This window comes from Gammaproteobacteria bacterium (genome assembly GCA_034522055.1).
Lineage (GTDB): Bacteria > Pseudomonadota > Gammaproteobacteria > JAABTG01 > JAABTG01 > JAABTG01.
The window spans coordinates 144,282-160,757 of the sequence record JAXHLS010000002.1; the positions used below are offsets into that span (position 1 = coordinate 144,282).

General features: G+C 65.3%; 13 protein-coding genes, 2 tRNA genes and 2 pseudogenes. 3 read left to right on the top strand and 14 right to left on the bottom strand.

Going from position 1 to position 16,476, the window contains the following annotated elements:
- Positions 1 to 684 precede the first annotated feature (684 nt).
- From U5S82_00835 to U5S82_00890, 12 genes and pseudogenes are all read right to left on the bottom strand, one after another.
- Complete coding sequence (locus U5S82_00835) at positions 685 to 1,782, bottom strand: DegT/DnrJ/EryC1/StrS family aminotransferase (protein MDZ7750216.1); 1,098 nt, start codon at positions 1,780 to 1,782, stop codon at positions 685 to 687.
- A 47-nt stretch (positions 1,783 to 1,829) separates the two neighbouring features.
- Positions 1,830 to 2,417 (bottom strand): acyltransferase, encoded by a 588-nt coding sequence (locus tag U5S82_00840; protein ID MDZ7750217.1) that lies wholly within the window; start codon positions 2,415 to 2,417, stop codon positions 1,830 to 1,832.
- 4 nt (positions 2,418 to 2,421) lie between these two features.
- Positions 2,422 to 3,483, bottom strand: a complete 1,062-nt coding sequence (locus tag U5S82_00845; protein MDZ7750218.1) for a Gfo/Idh/MocA family oxidoreductase — start codon at positions 3,481 to 3,483, stop codon at positions 2,422 to 2,424.
- A gap of 14 nt (positions 3,484 to 3,497) precedes the next feature.
- Positions 3,498 to 3,911 (bottom strand): DUF86 domain-containing protein, encoded by a 414-nt coding sequence (locus U5S82_00850; protein MDZ7750219.1) that lies wholly within the window; start codon positions 3,909 to 3,911, stop codon positions 3,498 to 3,500.
- Complete coding sequence (locus U5S82_00855; protein ID MDZ7750220.1) at positions 3,898 to 4,278, bottom strand: nucleotidyltransferase domain-containing protein; 381 nt, start codon at positions 4,276 to 4,278, stop codon at positions 3,898 to 3,900. The genes U5S82_00850 and U5S82_00855 overlap by 14 nt, the downstream gene beginning before the upstream one ends.
- 241 nt (positions 4,279 to 4,519) lie before the next feature.
- On the bottom strand, positions 4,520 to 5,827 hold the full coding sequence (locus U5S82_00860; protein MDZ7750221.1) for a UDP-glucose/GDP-mannose dehydrogenase family protein: 1,308 nt from the start codon (positions 5,825 to 5,827) through the stop codon (positions 4,520 to 4,522).
- 49 nt (positions 5,828 to 5,876) lie between these two features.
- Complete coding sequence (locus U5S82_00865; protein ID MDZ7750222.1) at positions 5,877 to 7,163, bottom strand: nucleotide sugar dehydrogenase; 1,287 nt, start codon at positions 7,161 to 7,163, stop codon at positions 5,877 to 5,879.
- Positions 7,164 to 7,168: 5 nt separating this feature from the next.
- A complete protein-coding gene (locus U5S82_00870; GenBank protein MDZ7750223.1) occupies positions 7,169 to 8,176 on the bottom strand; it encodes an NAD-dependent epimerase in 1,008 nt (335 codons plus the stop codon).
- Between the two features lie 534 nt (positions 8,177 to 8,710).
- Positions 8,711 to 8,786, bottom strand: a tRNA-Glu gene (locus tag U5S82_00875).
- A gap of 47 nt (positions 8,787 to 8,833) precedes the next feature.
- Positions 8,834 to 8,909 (bottom strand) — tRNA-Ala (locus U5S82_00880).
- A gap of 609 nt (positions 8,910 to 9,518) precedes the next feature.
- Positions 9,519 to 10,652, bottom strand: coding sequence for an IS91 family transposase (locus U5S82_00885; GenBank protein ID MDZ7750224.1), 1,134 nt, complete (start codon positions 10,650 to 10,652; stop codon positions 9,519 to 9,521).
- A pseudogene (locus U5S82_00890) lies at positions 10,645 to 10,908 on the bottom strand (tyrosine-type recombinase/integrase). Before U5S82_00890 ends, U5S82_00885 begins: the two are co-directional and overlap by 8 nt.
- A gap of 769 nt (positions 10,909 to 11,677) precedes the next feature.
- Here U5S82_00890 and istA point away from each other — a divergent pair.
- From istA to U5S82_00905, 3 genes and pseudogenes are all read left to right on the top strand, one after another.
- Complete coding sequence (gene istA / locus U5S82_00895; protein ID MDZ7750225.1) at positions 11,678 to 13,192, top strand: IS21 family transposase; 1,515 nt, start codon at positions 11,678 to 11,680, stop codon at positions 13,190 to 13,192.
- A pseudogene (istB, locus tag U5S82_00900) lies at positions 13,189 to 13,957 on the top strand (IS21-like element helper ATPase IstB). Before istA ends, istB begins: the two are co-directional and overlap by 4 nt.
- Before the next feature lie 2 nt (positions 13,958 to 13,959).
- The gene (locus U5S82_00905) at positions 13,960 to 14,136 is read left to right on the top strand and encodes a hypothetical protein (GenBank protein ID MDZ7750226.1); all 177 of its coding nucleotides are present in this window, start codon (positions 13,960 to 13,962) and stop codon (positions 14,134 to 14,136) included.
- A gap of 422 nt (positions 14,137 to 14,558) precedes the next feature.
- Here the strand turns inward: U5S82_00905 and U5S82_00910 are convergent, their stop codons facing one another.
- Together U5S82_00910 and U5S82_00915 are read right to left on the bottom strand one after the other, a co-directional pair.
- Positions 14,559 to 15,575: an IS110 family transposase gene (locus U5S82_00910; GenBank protein MDZ7750227.1), complete on the bottom strand. Its 1,017-nt coding sequence runs from the start codon at positions 15,573 to 15,575 to the stop codon at positions 14,559 to 14,561.
- A 94-nt stretch (positions 15,576 to 15,669) separates the two neighbouring features.
- Positions 15,670 to 16,272 carry a site-specific integrase gene (locus tag U5S82_00915; GenBank protein ID MDZ7750228.1) on the bottom strand — a complete coding sequence of 201 codons (603 nt, stop codon included), beginning with the start codon at positions 16,270 to 16,272 and terminating at the stop codon, positions 15,670 to 15,672.
- Positions 16,273 to 16,476 lie beyond the last annotated feature (204 nt).

The window sequence follows — 16,476 nt, forward strand, 5'->3', positions numbered from 1 at the left end:
CCCACGGCCTCCAGCGCGCGCTTCATGCGTCGCAGTCGGCGGCCCTGGAACCCCAGGCTCATGACGGCAAAAGAGTGGCTGGCCCACCAGGCGCCGCCGGCATCGCACATCATGCGCAACACCAATTCAGCCCGTAGGGATTCATCCCGACATCCCCACCTCTAGGTCCGTTCCAGCGGCACAGAAGGTCGGTTGCTCCCGGCAACCGACATCCCGCCCGCTACCCGCCGGGATCCCGTCGGCTGCCAAGAGCAGCCGACCTGCAGCTGCCCGTTCCCAGGGCACGGTTGTAGGTCGGGATTCATCCCGACATCCCGACCGCGCCCCATGCCGCCAACGCCGGGCTGGAATCCCCATCGGCGGGCTGTCGGGCTGAAGCCCGACACCCCCCACCGCCCGTTCCAACGGCACGAATGTAGGTCGGGATTCATCCCGACATCCCAGCCCCGACGCCCACACCCCGCGGCGGGTTGGAACCCGCATCGTCGGGTGTCGGGCTGAAGCCCGACCTTGTATGTTGGAGTTATCTGGCATGGTAGGTTGGGGTGAGCTTGCGAACCCCAACGGGTCTTTCTCAGATTCATGGTCATGTTGGGGTTCGTTCCTCACCCCAACCTACGCGCTGAATCAGGGGTCGGGCGGGGCGGGCCGCAACCTTTTGGACCACCCCTGCTCAGGGGCGATTCAGGGAGCCAGCCGACTCCTTACGACCTCCGCCACCGCCATTACGGCGGCCGGGGCCAGGAAGGGATGCATGGGCAGGCTCACCACCCGCCGCGCCGCCGCGGCGGCCTGGGCCGGCTCCCCGGCCACGCGGCTGCGGCCCGCCAGGGCCGGTTGTTCGTGCAGGGGCACGGGGTAGTGGACGGCGACGGGGACGCCCGCCTCCTGCAGGCCGGCGACGAACCGTTCCCGCTGCTCCACCTGCAGGGTGTACTGGGCGTAGACGCTGGTGTTGTGCTCCTCGATGTGGGGGGTCACACAGTCGGCGTCTGCGAGCAATTCCGAATAACGGGCACCGACGCGGGCCCGCGCCTCCACCTCCCCCGGAAAGACCGCCATCTTGGCCAGCAGCACCGCCGCCTGGATGGTATCCAGGCGGCCGTTGATGCCGATGCGCGGGTGGTGATAGCGCCGGTCCTGGCCGTGGACCCGGATCTCCCGCATCGCCGTGGCCAGATCGTCATCATCCGTGAAGCAGGCGCCGCCGTCGCCATAGCAGCCCAGGGGCTTGGAGGGGAAGAAGCTGGTGGCACCGATGGTGGACAGGCCGCAGGAGCGCCGGCCCTTGTAGGTGGCCCCGAAGCTCTGGGCCCCGTCCTCGATGACGGGCAGCCCGTGGGCGGTGGCGACGGCGTTGATGGCATCCATGTCGGCACACTGGCCGTAGAGGCTGACGGGCATGATGGCCCGGGTGCGGGGGGTGATGGCGGCCGCGATGAGGGCCGGGGCCAGGTTGTAGGTACGTGGGTCGATGTCCACGAACACCGGCCGCGCCCCCAGCAGCACGATGGTCTCGGCGGTGGCGATGAAGGAGAAGGGTGTGGTGATGATCTCGTCGTCCCGCCCCACCCCCAGGGCCATGAGGGCGATGAGCAGGGCGTCGGTGCCGCTGGCGACACCGATGCAGTGCTTCACGCCCACATAGTCCGCCAGGCGTTCTTCCAGTTCGACCACCTCCGGGCCCATGATGAACCGGCCGTGGGCGAGGACCTCCGCCATGCGCCGGTCCACGTCCGCCTTGATGGTCTCGTACTGGGTCTTCAGGTCGATGAACTGCATGGATGTTCCTTGGGAGTTGGCGGCCGGGGAACCCGTCAGGGCGGGGCTCAGTCGTTGCCGTCTACCGGGGTGCAGACGCCCGCCACCAGGGCATAGCGCTCGCCGGTGTGGCCGCACTCGGCCTCACCATCCCCGCCCAGGGGCAGATCCAGCCGCTCGCCGTACCGGCTCATCCAACCGAGGTGGCGGGCCGGTACCCCGGCCACCAGGGCATGGTCAGGGACATCCCGGGTCACCACCGCCCCCGCCCCTACGAAGGCATAGCGGCCGATGGTGACGCCGCAGACAATGGTGCAATTGGCCCCCAGGGTGGCGCCCCGGCGCACCAGGGTATCCCGGTACTCCGCCTTGCGCTCCACCTCGGCACGGGGATTGTAGACGTTGGTGAACACCATGCTCGGTCCGCAGAAGACGCCGTCCTCCAGGGTCACGTTGTCGTAGACGGAGACGTTGTTCTGGATCTTGACCTGGTCGCCGATGACCACCCGGTTGCCCACGAAGACGTTCTGGCCCAGGGAGCAGCTCGCGCCGATGACGGCGCCGCCGCACACATGCACCCAGTGCCAGATGCGGGTGTCCCTGCCGATCTGCGCACCCGCATCGACGATGGCCGTTTCATGAACCTGGTAGTCCATGGCGTCAGTACTGCAGCGGCAGAGAGACGCGCTGGCCGTCCCGCGCCGAGAGATAGGCCGCGATGAGCAGCTCCAGGGAGCGCAGGCCCTCGCGGCCGTCGGTGTCCGGTTCCAACTCGCCGCGGAGCACGCGAATGACGTTGTCGTAGTAGAGGGGGTGGCCGAAGCCATAGACCGAGGTGGTCTCGTAGCTCGCCTGCTCCAGCAGGGCGTCGTCCTCGTGGGCGTCGGCGAATTCCCAGTGCTGGATCTCGTTCACCGCCACGCCCCCCACCCGCACCGTGCCCTGCTCGCCGATGATGGTGATGGAGCCCTCCAGGTTCTTCGGGTAGGTGAGCATGGTCACGCTCATGCTGCCGAGCGCCCCGGAGCGCCAGCGGATGTTCATCACCGCCGTGTCCTCCACCTCGATATCCCGCGCCAGGGTCCCCGTCATGGCCTGGACGTCGGCGATGGGACCGATGAGCCAGTCCAGCAGGTCCACGTAGTGACTGGCCTGGTTCATCAGGGCTCCGCCGTCGAACTCCCAGGTGCCGCGCCAGGCGTCCTGGTCGTAGTATTCCTGGGGGCGGGACCAGAAGACGTTGATCTGCACCATGTAGATACGCCCGAAGCGTTTCTGCTCCATGGCCCGCTTGAGCAACTGCAACGTGGAGTTGCGCCGGTTCTGCTTGACCACGAACAGCCGCACCCCCGCCCGGTCGCAAGCCTCCACCATGCGCAGCCCACCGCGCCAGCGGGTGGCCATGGGTTTCTCTGTCATGACATGGCGGCCGCTCTCGGCGATCTGGATGGTCTGGGCGGGATGAAGCCCGCTGGGGGTGGCCAGCACGATGATGTCGGCGTCCGACCCGGCCAGCAGTTCGGCGAGCGAACCATAGCCCCTGGCCCCGGTCTCGGCCACCGCTGCCTCCAGCCGCTGGGGTTGATCATCACATACCGCCACCAGCTCGGCATTGTCCCGGTGCTGTTTCAGGGCCTCGAAATGCTTGCCCGCGATACGCCCGCAGCCCACCACGGCAAAGCGGATGCGGCGGTCTGTGATGGGGGATTTGCCCGCAAACATCGGATTTATCCCTCCTATAAGAACTGCGCGAACACGCGCTGCAAGGTGCGCAGGTCATCCAGTCCTTCCCGCAAAATTGCATGCACCCTCTTGCGGTCAATTTCCAGATAATCGTGCACGAGCAAGTTGCGAAATCCGATCATGCGTATCCATCGGGTCTCGAGGCCGGCATCGATATAGCCGTTCTCGCACAACAATCGCGGGATGTCACGGCTTTGGTTGACCATACCCAACCCCTCGTCGGCGATGACATGACTGCCCATGTCTAACAAGGCCTCGAGGGACAACTGCAGGAAACGCTCCGCACTGCCATAGTGCTCAGGCTCGTCCATGAACTCATCCAAATCGTAGCGCGCGAGGCGCTCCAGCACCTGCAGGTCTTGCGACAACCGTTCCAGGCGCCTGCGGATGACCTCAGGCCTGACCACCGGTAAGTCTCCTCTTGAGGGCCTCGCGCTGAATGCGCAGGTAGGGCTCGAAGTCGAAGTACTCCCGCAGGGTCAGGGAGTAAAAGCTGCCGTGGTCAAAATCGGGACGGGCGTACAGGAGCCTGTTGGGACGCACGGCCTCGAAGGCGAGGGCCGGATCGGCCCCCTCCAGCAACACCAGATCGATGCGGTCGAAGCCGGCCCGAGTCAGATCCGCGAGGATATCGAGCTTGCGGGCCTCCAGCACTTCGCGCGGGCCCACCAGGGCCAGATCGAGGTCGCTGTCGGGGCGGGCCCTGCCCTCGGCATGGGAGCCGAACAGGTAGACCGCCGTGATTTCCGGATACGTCCGAAATACCCCTTCCAACCCCGAGAGTTGCCCATGGCTAAGCCCCTTCGAAGGGGTCCCGGCCTGCGCCGGGGTATTCCTGCCGGGACCCATCAACACCCCCTCATCATGCCTGCACAGGCATCATGGTGTGGCAGCCGGGGTAGGTTGGCAAGGGCCGGCGCCAAACCCTCGCCAGCTGTCGGTTTCGGTTCGTCGCCATGGCCCATTCCACCGCCATGAGGTTCGCGCCGGGGGCGCCCCTATGGCGCAGAACCCCTCACGACCGCCCGACGCAGGTATAGGCGAAGCCCAGCTCGCGCATGTGCTCCGGCTCGTAGATGTTGCGCAGGTCCACGAACACATTGCCCGCCATGAGGCCTTTGACCCGCTCCAGGTCGAGGCCGCGGTAGGCGTTCCATTCCGTGAGGATCACCAGGGCTTCCGCACCTTCCAGCGTGGCGTAGGGGTCGTCCATGTACTCAATCCCCTGGGGCAGCACCTTCTTCGCCTCCTCCATGCCTTCGGGGTCGTGGGCACGGATGCGCGCCCCCTTCTCCAGCAGCATGGGCAGGATGGACAAGGCCGGTGCGTCCCGCATGTCGTCGGTCTCGGGCTTGAAGGTGAGGCCCAGCACCGCGATGGTCCTGCCGGCCTCGCTGCCCCCCAGGGCATCGCGGATCTTGCCCACCATGCGCGCCTTGGTGGCGGCATTGACCTCCACCGTGGTCTCCACGATGCGCACGGAGGAGCCGTGTTCCTGGGCGATGCGCACCAGGGCCAGGGTGTCCTTGGGGAAGCAGGAACCGCCGTAGCCGGGGCCGGGATGGAGGAATTTGCCGCCGATGCGCTTGTCCATGCCCATGCCCTTGGATACCGCGTGAACGTCGGCCCCCACGCGCTCGCACAGGGTGGCCATCTCGTTGATGAAGCTGATCTTGGTGGCCAGGAAGGCGTTGGAGGCGTACTTGATGAGTTCGGCGCTCTCCAGACCCGTCACCAGGATGGGGCTCTCGATGAGATTCAGGGGCCGGTAGAGTTCCCGCAGCAGTGCCTCCGCCCGCTCGCTCTCCACCCCGAGCACCACCCGGTCGGGGCGCATGAAATCGGTGATGGCGGCACCCTCGCGCAGGAACTCGGGGTTGGAGGCGACGTCGAAATCCGCCTCGGGATTCGCCTCCGATATCACCCGCCGCACCTGGCGCGCGGTGCCCACGGGCACGGTGGACTTGTCCACCACCACGGTATAGCCCTTCATGTAGCGCGCGATGTCCTTGGCGGCACCGTAGACATAGCTGAGGTCGGCGTAGCCGTCACCGCGGCGGGTGGGGGTACCCACGGCGATGAACACCAGGTCGGCCCCGGGGATGGCCTGCTCGAAATCCAGGGTGAAGCCGAGGCGGCCGGCCCGCACGTTGCGCGTCACCAGATCCTCCAGGCCCGGCTCGTAGATGGGGATACCCCCCTCCTCGAGGCGGCGGATCTTGTCCTCGTCGACATCGAGACAAGTGACATTGGCGCCGAACTCGGCGAAACAGGCACCGGACACAAGGCCGACGTAGCCGGCACCGATCATGGTTACGTTCATGGTTGGATAGTCCTGCTGGAGTTTGAGAAGGGTCTACGGAATCCGCGGCTCACAGGCGCCAGAGGTTGACGGCGGCCGGCTGGCGGGTCCGGTCGAGGGCGCCCTTGACGTCCACCACCACGCCCTCGCCATCCTTCAGCAGGCCCTGGATGAGGTCCCAGCCCCGCTCGAGGTAGTCCTTGTGGGCCACGGCCATCAACACCGCCTCCGCGGGCTTGAGGTCCGCCTCGGCGGTGAGGCGGATGCCGTACTCCTCTTCCGCCTCGTGGCTGTCGGCCAGGGGGTCGTGAACCTGCACCTCGATGCCGTAGACCTGGAGTTCGCGGATGATGTCGATGACCCGGGTGTTGCGCAGATCGGGACAGTCCTCCTTGAATGTGAGGCCGAGCACCGTGGCCACGCTGCCGCGCACGCCGCTGCCACCCTGGATGAGGCGCTTGACCGCCTGGCCGGCGATGAACTCGCCCATGGTGTCGTTGATACGCCGCCCCGAGAGGATCACCTGGGGAAAGTAGCCCAGCATGGCGGCCTTGTAGGTGAGATAGTAGGGATCGACGCTGATGCAGTGTCCACCCACGAGGCCCGGGCGGAAGGGCAGGAAGTTCCACTTGGTGCCCGCGGCCTCCAGCACGTCCAGGGTGTCGATGCCCATCTTGTCGAAGATGAGGGCCAGTTCGTTCATGAGGGCGATGTTGAGATCGCGCTGGGTGTTCTCGATGACCTTGGCCGCCTCCGCCACCTTGATGGTGGGCGCGCGGTGCACGCCGGCCTCCACCACCGACTCGTAGACCCGCGCCACGATGTCCAGGGTCGCGGCGTCCTGACCCGACACCACCTTGGTGATCTTGGTGAAGGTATGCACGTGGTCGCCGGGATTGATGCGCTCGGGGGAGTATCCCACGGTGAAGGCCACCCCCGCCTTGAGGCCGGAGCGGGCCTCCAGGATGGGTACACAGTCCTCCTCGGTGGCGCCGGGATAGACCGTGGACTCGTAGACCACGATGTCGCCCTTCTTGACGATGTCTCCCACCGTCTCGGAGGCCCGCAGCATGGGGGTGAGATCCGGCTGGCTGGCGGCATCCACCGGCGTGGGCACGGCGACGATATGGAAATCCGCGGCGCGGAGGTCATCCTTGTTATCCGTGTAGAGGATATCGGTACGCTGGAGATCGCCGCCCCGCACCTCCAGGGTGCGGTCATGGCCGGCCTTCAGTTCCGCGATGCGGGTGGCGTTGACGTCGAAGCCGATGACCCTGCCCTGCTTGCCGAAGGCCACCGCCACCGGCAAGCCCACATAGCCCAGCCCAATGACGGAAATCTTCCTGCCGTGGCTCATCGTCCTTATACCCCGAAGTAGTCTTTGTACCAGTCCACGAAGCGGCGAATGCCATCCTCAACGCTGGTATTCGGCCGATAATCCAGATCCCTTACCAGATCATCCACATCGGCGTAGGTATCGGGGACATCCCCGGGCTGCAGGGGCAGCAGGTTGCGCTCGGCCTTGCGGCCCAGGCAGTCCTCCAGCACCTCGATGTAGTGGGACAGGTCCACCCAGTTGTTGTTGCCGATGTTGTAGAGACGGTAGGGAGCATTGCTGGTGGCCGAATCCGGGGCGTCGCCGGACCACTCGGGGTTGGGGGTGGCGGGCTGGTCCAGCACCCGGATGACACCCTCCACGATGTCGGCGATGTAGGTGAAGTCCCGGCGGTGCTTGCCGTAATTGAAGACGTCGATGGGCTCACCCGCCAGGATCTTGCGGGTGAACAGGAACAAGGCCATGTCGGGCCGGCCCCAGGGGCCGTAAACGGTGAAAAACCGCAGCCCCGTGGTGGGCAGTCCGTAGAGGTGGCTATAGGTGTGGGCCATGAGTTCGTTGGCCTTCTTGGTGGCCGCATACATGGACACGGGATGGTCCACGTTGTCGTGCACCGAAAAGGGCAGCTTGGTGTTGGCACCGTAGACGGAGCTGGATGAGGCGTAGACCAGGTGCTCCACGTCGTTGTAGCGGCACCCCTCCAGGAGGTTCATGAACCCCACCACGTTGGTGTCCACGTAGGCATGGGGATTGATGAGGGAGTAGCGCACCCCGGCCTGGGCCGCCAGATTCACCACCCGGTCGGGGCGGGCCTGGGCGAACAGCATCTCGATACCCTTGCGATCGGCGATGTCGAGACGCACATCGGTGAATCGCTTGTTCGACGTGAGCCGCCCCAGGCGCGCCTTCTTGAGATTGACGTCGTAATAGTCGTTGAGGTTGTCCACCCCGATGACCTCGTCGCCCCGCTCCAGCAGGCGCAAGCTCAACTCCGCCCCGATGAATCCTGCGGATCCGGTTACCAGAACCTTCATGCCCTCTCCCCGTCGAATGTGCGCTTAACTCTCATGGCGATACGCGCCGCCCGAAATGATGAAAGAGGAGCGCGTATCACCATGCTCGTTCCCTCACCCCATCCCTGTACTCCGGGCATCCTGCCCTTCGCCCTGCGGGCCGCGCAAAGGCGCGTTCAAATCCGTTCCCGACGGATTTGTCCCAGAGGGAGAGGGGGTGTTCTAGCTTCGCGACTTTCACGTTAATGCCAACCGCCCCGGCGTGGGGCCAGGCGCGGCGCCAGCGGACGTCACCGCGGGGATTATACGGGCGGGGGGTGGATTGCGCGAGGCACGCGCCGGACCATTTATGTGGCCGGGTTCCAAAACGCGGACATAGCATGGCCGGCGCCGTAGGGTAGATCAAGCGCAGCGGACCTACCGGAAATGCTTGTAAGAGGACGGCACGCGCACTTCGACCGACAATCGAGAGGGTGGAGAGACGAAGATTGCGCGTAGACGCGGAAGAACCGATCATCGGGCAGCTCGCCGTTGCCCGGGATAGCCGGGGAAAAATGGCGTCCCCAGGGGGAGTCGAACCCCCGTCGCCGCCGTGAAAGGGCGGTGTCCTGGGCCTCTAGACGATGGGGACGAGGGCCCTGCAAAAACAAAGGCTGGAGCAAGTCCAGCCTCGAAACATGGTGGAGCCAGGCGGGATCGAACCGCCGACCTCAACACTGCCAGTGTTGCGCTCTCCCAGCTGAGCTATGGCCCCGATTTGAGACGCGGCAAAGTATAGGGTTGAGAGCATCGTGTCAAGCGCCACGCTCCCGCAGCACGCATGTAGGTCGGGATTCATCCCGACATCCCGGCCCGTAGATACGCCCTCCGCCCGTTCCAGCGGCACAAATGTAGGTCGGGATTCATCCCGACATCCGGCCGCGCCCCATGCCCTCATGCCGGGTTGGAATCCCCATCGGCGGGCTGTCGGGCTGAAGCCCGACCTTGTACGTTGCAGCTATCTGGCATGGTCGGTTGGGGTGAGCTTGCGAACCCCAACTAATAAGCATTTATCCGCCGTGCGCAGCATGGCGGATAAATGTCTGTTGGACTAAGCCGCCCATCAGACCGGCACGGACTGATCTATAGGGAAATGTATTACGCGGGGTGGGTGCGATGCGCCGGCGGTGGCGCAGATCGGGGCGGTGGTCGTGGCCGGTGAGGCGTCTTCGTCCATGTCTTCGGTCCCTGCGATGTGCGATGGGTGGTTATTCTCTCGCCATTTCGGCGCAAAATCCAATGTCCGGACGAGCGCAACCGCGGCCCGGCTGCGGGGCCGTCCCACCTTGGTCAAGACCGCGGGCCTTTATCCTGTTCTACGGCCTCAGTGTTGCGTGTCGGGCGGTCTCCAGAGGGACCGACCGGGCGCAATCTGCGCGATCACGTGCAGTCGCCCGGTCCGGCACTGCGGGCAGGCATAGTCGACACCGTCGTGGTGTGCGGTGCCGTCGTCGGTCTCCGGCGGGACGGGGGCGGCCAGGGCCTCACGGATCCGGGCGAGCTTCTCCCGGCGGCCGCGGTTGGCCAGGAAGCCGAAGTGACGAATGCGCATCAGCCCTTTCGGCAGGACATGCATCAGGAAGCGGCGCACGAACTCTTCGCCCTCCAGGGACAATGTCTTATGTCGGTCACGGTCGCGGTAGTCCTTGTACCGGATGGTCACCCGTTCGTCGTCGACCGCGAGGATCCGCGCTGGGGTGATCGCGATGCGGTGGGTGTAACGGGCCAGGTAGTCGACGACGGTGGCGGTATGGTCGAGACAGTGTTTGGTGTAGACCACCCAGTCAACGGCCATCAAGGCGTCGAGTACGGCATCGACCTCGCCGTCGCGCGTGACACGGTGCAGGTCGCCCTGGGTCGCGGCCTGGCGCAGCCGGGTCACCATCCGCCCCCGGAAGTGCCGCGAGAGCGCCTTGACCGGAAACAGGTAGGTGCTCTTCGCCGCCCGCCACTGGCCGTCACCGCCCAGCGCCCCGCCCGGTACCAGGCAGTGCAGGTGCACATGGCGGCTCAGGTTCTGGCCCCAGGTGTGCAGCACCGCGCTCATGCCCATCTCACCGCCCAGACGCTTGGGATCCTGGCCGAACGCCTTGAGGGTGGACCAGGCCGCCTGAAAGAGCAGGCGGTAGATCACCTCCGGGTGCAGTGCCACCCAGCCGTTGAGGATATGTGGCAGGGTGAAGACCAGATGGTAATAGGTCACCGGCAGGATGTGCCCCTGCTGACGCGCGGCCCATTGGCGGGTCGCCCGTCCCTGGCACTGCGGGCAGTGCCGGTCGCGGCAACCGTGATACCAAACCTCTTCGTCACCGCACGCGCCGCAGCGCAGCCGCACCCCGCCCATCGCCTCGGTTCGGCAGGCCTGCAGATGGCCACAGACCTTGCGCCGCTGGTAATCCAGCGTGTCAGCGCGCAGGAAGCGGTTCAGAATCCCTTGCACAGTGGCCGCCTCAGTCATGACCCACCCCCAGTCCCGCGATCAGATCGGACACCCCCTGCGCAGCGCCGCGCTGCTCGGGTACCCAATGCACGTAGCGCATCGTCGATTGCAGGTTGCCGTGGCCGAGCAGGCGTTGCAGCCGGTGGACCGGCAGGCCGCTCTCCAGTTGATGGGTCGCATAGGCGTGACGCAGGCTGTGGATGCCGCCGATCTTCTCCACTCTGGCCCGGTTCTTGGCGCGACGGAACACCCGCTGGGCGCTGGCGATACTGAGAGTGTAGATGGCTGTAAAAACCCGCGCATATCTGGCGAAGGATTGATTGGTAGGCCAATCAGTCGCTGAGCCGGCAGGCGGGCGGCCGCGAGCAACCGGTGACAAGAGTGCCGGAATCGGGTAGATGAAGAGGGGCCGTTGAGACAGGTGCGATACCGGGTCTAATTGACTTGGCCGTCGATCCCGGTATCGCACCCCGGGCCGTGCAGAGCACGAGCCCGCACACTATTTCTCGTTTTCCCCTGACAATCAAGTCCTCATCGGCCTGGATCGCCGATGGAGAACTCTGCACGCCTGTACAACTGCGCCCGTTGTCACCGTCAAGTGATGATCTGCAGCGGCTGTGACCGCGGCAACATCTATTGCCCTGAAGGGTGTGCGCAGGTGGCACGAAGCGCGTCTCTGCGGGCCGCCGGCTGGCGCTACCAGCAGAGCCGCAATGGCCGGCACAAGCATGCCGAGCGGCAACGCCGCTACCGGGCGAGAAGGCAGAAAGTGACGCATCAGGGTTCCCCGGCCCCGTCCCCTCATGATCCACTATCCCCCGTTCCGGCGAGGCCGGCTGGCCGCCGCGGTGCGGATGGCGCGCCGATGAGGGCGCCCATGCGCTGCCACTTCTGCGGCCGTGAGTGCGGACCTTTCCTGCGTACCGGCCCGCTTCATCGCGCCACCGCCGCCGCGGCGCTTGGAACAGTCACCCGACAGGGGCCACCAGGCGCCCGGGCTCAGCCCCCTTGAGCCGCCCGGCCACGAGATGAGGAGAAACACATTGGCCATCAGCAAAGAACAAGAGGCGCAGATCCTGCGCTATCACTACGTCGAGAAGTGGCGGGTGGGCACCATTGCCAGTCAGTTGGGCGTGCACCACAACGTCGTCAATCGGGTGCTCTCCCAGGCCGGCATGCCGAAGGTCGAGCGGGCTGCGCAGCCGTCGATGATCGATCCTTATCTGCCGTTCATCACCGACACCCTGGCCCAGTTCCCCAGGCTCACCGCCAGCCGCCTCTACGGCATGGTGCGTGAACGGGGCTACCCCGGTGGCCCCGACCACTTCCGCCACCAGCTCGCCTGTTACCGGCCACGCCCCCAGCCCGAGGCCTTTCTGCGCCTGAAGACCCTGCCCGGCGACCAGGGACAGATCGACTGGGGCCATTTCGGCAAGCTCACCATCGGCCGCGCAACCCATGCCCTGATGGCCTTTGTCATGGTGCTCAGCTACTCCCGGCGGATCTTTGTACGCTTCTTCCTCGGGGCCAAGATGGCCAACTTCCTGCGCGGCCACGAGGCGGCCTTCACCGCCTGGAACGGCCTGCCCAAGGTCCTGCTCTACGACAACCTCAAAAGCGCCGTGCTGGAGCGCCAGGGTGAGGCCATCCGCTTCCATCCCACCTTGCTCGAGTTCGCCGCCCATTACCGCTTTGAGCCCCGTCCGGTGGCGGTGGCCCGGGGCAACGAGAAGGGGCGGGTGGAGCGCGCCATCCGTACGGTACGCGATAACTTCTGGCCGGCCCGCCAATGGACCGACATCGATGATCTCAACGCCCAGGCCGAGGCCTGGTGCAACGGCTGGGCCATGGACAGGCCCTGCCCGGAAGACCGTGCCCTCTCGGTGCGCCAGGCCTTCGAGCAGGAGCCCCTGCTGGCGCTGCCCGATAACCCCTATCCCACCGACGAGCGGGTCGAGGTCCACATCGGCAAGACCCCTTACGCGCGCTTCGAGGGCAACGACTACAGCGTGCCCCACACCCATGTGCGCCGCACCCTCACCGTCTCGGCCTCACCCACCGAGGTGCGGATCCTCGACGGCGGGGACGTCATCGCCCACCACCCGCGCAGCTACGACAAGGGTCGGCAGATCGAACAGCCGGAACACATCGAGGCGCTGGTCCAGATCAAACGCCAGGCCCGACATCATCGCGGCCAGGACCACCTGGCCCAGGCCGCACCGGCCAGCCGGCATTTACTGGTCCAGGCCGCCGAGCGCGGCGACAACCTCGGCGCCATCACCGCCGCCCTGCTGCGCCTCCTCGATGCCTACGGCGCCCCCGAGCTGGAAGCGGCCATCCAGGAGAGCCTGGCCCAGGGGGTGGCTCACCCCAACGGCGTGCGAATCGCCCTGCAGCGTAGGCGCGAGGCGAGAAACCAGCCGCCCCGGGTGGGAGTGCGCATCGACCACGCGCGCGCCAGCGGGCTGGTGGTACGCACCCATGATCTGGGCGGCTACGACGCCTTGCAGTCCACCCCGCCCGAAACCGAAGACGACGCCCAGGAGGAGCCCCAATGATCCCTAACCCATCCCTGAAAGAACGGGCCACGGCCCTCAAGCTCCATGGCCTGCTGAGCCATTGGGAGGAGCACGCCGACGCTGGCTGGGTCGAGTCCCTGATCCAGTGGGAAGAGGAAGAACGTGCCGACCGCAGCCTCGAGCGGCGCATGAAAGGGGCGCGGCTGGGCCGCTTCAAACCCCTGGCCGACTTCGACTGGGGCTGGCCCAGCCGTTGCGACCGGGAACTGGTCAGTGAGCTGATGCGCCTCGACTTCCTTACCGAGGCGGTCAATATCATCCTGGTGGGACCCAACGGGGTCGGCAAATCCACCCTGGCCCGCAACATCGCCCATCAAGCGGTGCTGGCCGGCCACAGCGTCCTCTTTACCAGCGCCGGCCAGATGCTCAATGACTTGGCCGCCCAGGATGGCGACAGCGCCCTCAAGCGGCGCCTCGCCCGCTACGCCCGCCCTCAACTGCTAGCGGTCGACGAGGTGGGGTATCTCGCCTACTCCAATCGCCATGCCGATCTGCTGTTCGAGAATCGTCTCCCGCCGCTACGAGGAGAAATCCACCCTGGTCACCACCAACCGACCCTTCGCCGAATGGGGTGAAGTCTTTCCCAACGCCTCCTGCGTGGTCTCCCTCGTGGATCGGCTGGTACACCGCTCGGAGATCCTCACCATCGAAGGTGAATCCTACCGGCTCAAGGAGGCCAAGGAGCGACAGCAGCAACAGGCGCAGCGGCGCCAATCCGCAGCCAAATCCAACAAAGGAGCCTAACCATGACCCATCCCGCGATACCGGACGACTGGACGCCAGAGCAGGCATTGGCGATCGATGACTTTATCGACGAACTCCGCGATGCCATCTGGAGCCGATACGATCGGCAGCTGGTCGAACTCATGCAACAAGACCGCATAACGACCTTTGAAGTCGACGACGATGACTTGATCTTCTGAGCCGACTCTTAAGCCCACCCCGGCGGCGTGACCTGGCTTGAGTCGAGGCGACCTATCCGCGCTGAGGCCGAGTCACGCCGCCCCAACCCGCGACTGCGACCTTCGCCATTTATGCGCGGGTTTGCTCAGCCGTATATGGTCTCCTCCCGTTTTGCAAGGCTCTGTGGTCGGTTCTGACAGGGACAGGATTGCGGTCGTATATCCGGCCTGTTGATGAAGGCATGGCTGCCTTCTGGCCTCGATGAAGTTCGCGCGTATCGTCCTTATCGCTAAGGCGGCCTCTGAAGAGGGCCCGCGGCTTGGTCAGGTTTTCGATACGCCGGTCTGACCTGTTTGTCATCTTCGCTCACATAGCCGTCGCAATCGTCGGCAGGATTAACCTCCAAAAATCATCTTCGATGTGCTCTACGCTTGCCCTAGCCTCAGGCGGGCTGATAGACCGTGTTGTGGCGCAACACCGCCCAACCAATGCGCGCCAGCTTGTTGGCCAGCGCCACCGTGGCTTTGTTCACGCCCCGCTCGGCCACCAGGCGCTGCACCCAGCGGCTCAGGCGGTCCTCTTTGCCGGGGGCCCGGCGCACCACCGAGCGGGCCCCATGCACCAGCAGGCTGCGCAGATACCTGTCGCCGCGCTTGGTGATCCCCAGCAGCACCGCCTTGCCACCGCTGGAGTGCTGGCGTGGCACCATCCCCAACGCGGCCGAGACATCGCGCCCCCGGCGATAGCCTCGACCATCACCCACGGTGGCATAAAACGCACCGGCCACCACCGGCCCAAACCCCGGGATCGTGCACAGACGCCGCTCGGCCTCACGCTCGCGCGCACCCTGCTTGATCAGTCCACTGTAGTACTTGATATGCCCATCGAGTTCACACAACTGCTGATAGCCACGCTCCAGCAGCTGCCGGAACAGGGCGTTGAGCCCATTCTCGCCATCCTCGAGCAACTCCGGGATGCGACGGCGCAGGCGCCCCACGCCTTGGGGCACCACAATCCCGTACTCGGCCAGCAGCCCGCGTAACTGGTTGCACAACGCCGTACGGTCGTCCACCACCCCTGAACGCAGCCGGTGCAGGGCCTGGATATCCTGCTGAGCCTGGCTCTTGGGCGGCACAAAACGCATCCCCGGGCGCCCGAGCGCTTCGGCAATCGCTCGGGCATCGTTGTAGTCGTTCTTCTGACCCCGCACATAGGCCTTGACGTGCTGGGCCGGGATCAGCCGCACCTCGTGCCCCAGTGCCTGCAGCTCACGGGCCCAGTAGTGGGACCCGGCACAAGCCTCCATACCCACCAGGCAGGGGGGCAGATTAGCAAACCATCCAAGCACTTGGTTGCGGCGGAGCATTTTCTTGCTTACCTCCCGCCCATGGCGATCCAGGTACACGACATGAAACACGTTCTTTGCCAGATCCAGACCCACAGTAGTAATCTCAGACATGGTCTTCTCCTTCTTCATCTCGATGGTTGTTAACGTTTCCATCGTGGCACATCAGATGCCGAACAGATTATAGAGGGAGGAGACCATCTCATCGCTAACAGAGAGGGGTCGTCGTATCGCTTCCGCTGGGAAAGAGCCACGTGGGGGGGCGGTAAACCGCCCAGTAACGGCGCAGCGCGTGAAGCAGGCCGGGCGAAAGAGTGACCAGCCGGTCCTTCGCCCCTTTGCCCTGCTCGATGCGCAGCAGCCCGCGTTCGCCATCGATATCACGCACCCGCACTCGCACCACCTCGCTCACCCGCAGGCCGCAGCCGTAGCAGGTCTGAAGCAGCATGCGGTGCTTGGGGTTGGTACAGGCGTTCAGGATCCGCCCTACCTCATCGCGGTTCAGCAACTCGGGGATCCGTTGGGCCCGCTTCGGCACCACGAAGGACACATCGAACGACGGCCACTTCAGCACCTGCACATAGAGGAAGCGCACCGCACCGTGGTGAACCCGGCAGGTCGAACCGGATAGCGAACGCTCGACGGCCAGATACCTGAACCAGGCCTCCAGCTCTTCGACGCTCAACTGACTCGGCGAACGCCCGTAGTACCGCGCCAGGGCGGTAACCGCTGCCAGGTAACTCTGATGGGTACGCACTGAAAAGCCACGCTGACGCATGGCATCAATCATCTGCTGCCGCAAGGGTGTCATCGTCGTCTCTCCTCTCCGTCAGACCCACATCGGGTCAACTGAGAGTGTTGACGACGGAAGAACCGCCGGCGTCTATCGAAGGGGAGCTACCGCGGAGCGGTTTAGTTCAACGATTGTTGGTCGAATTCATGGTCATGTTGGGGTTCGTTCCTCACCCCAACCTACGCGCTACGCGCTCCCAATGACGCCGAAGCATGGTATGGG

What these genes read in the sequence shown, in the direction of transcription:
- U5S82_00845 (MDZ7750218.1), bottom strand. Translation starts at nt 3,483, where the DNA reads ATGTTTGCGGGCAAATCCCCCATCACAGACCGCCGCATCCGCTTTGCC.
- U5S82_00870 (MDZ7750223.1), bottom strand. Translation starts at nt 8,176, where the DNA reads ATGAAGGTTCTGGTAACCGGATCCGCAGGATTCATCGGGGCGGAGTTG.
- U5S82_00885 (MDZ7750224.1), bottom strand. Translation starts at nt 10,652, where the DNA reads ATGACTGAGGCGGCCACTGTGCAAGGGATTCTGAACCGCTTCCTGCGC.
- U5S82_00915 (MDZ7750228.1), bottom strand. Translation starts at nt 16,272, where the DNA reads ATGACACCCTTGCGGCAGCAGATGATTGATGCCATGCGTCAGCGTGGC.
- U5S82_00860 (MDZ7750221.1), bottom strand. Translation starts at nt 5,827, where the DNA reads ATGAACGTAACCATGATCGGTGCCGGCTACGTCGGCCTTGTGTCCGGT.
- U5S82_00835 (MDZ7750216.1), bottom strand. Translation starts at nt 1,782, where the DNA reads ATGCAGTTCATCGACCTGAAGACCCAGTACGAGACCATCAAGGCGGAC.
- U5S82_00905 (MDZ7750226.1), top strand. Translation starts at nt 13,960, where the DNA reads ATGACCCATCCCGCGATACCGGACGACTGGACGCCAGAGCAGGCATTG.
- U5S82_00910 (MDZ7750227.1), bottom strand. Translation starts at nt 15,575, where the DNA reads ATGTCTGAGATTACTACTGTGGGTCTGGATCTGGCAAAGAACGTGTTT.
- U5S82_00865 (MDZ7750222.1), bottom strand. Translation starts at nt 7,163, where the DNA reads ATGAGCCACGGCAGGAAGATTTCCGTCATTGGGCTGGGCTATGTGGGC.
- U5S82_00840 (MDZ7750217.1), bottom strand. Translation starts at nt 2,417, where the DNA reads ATGGACTACCAGGTTCATGAAACGGCCATCGTCGATGCGGGTGCGCAG.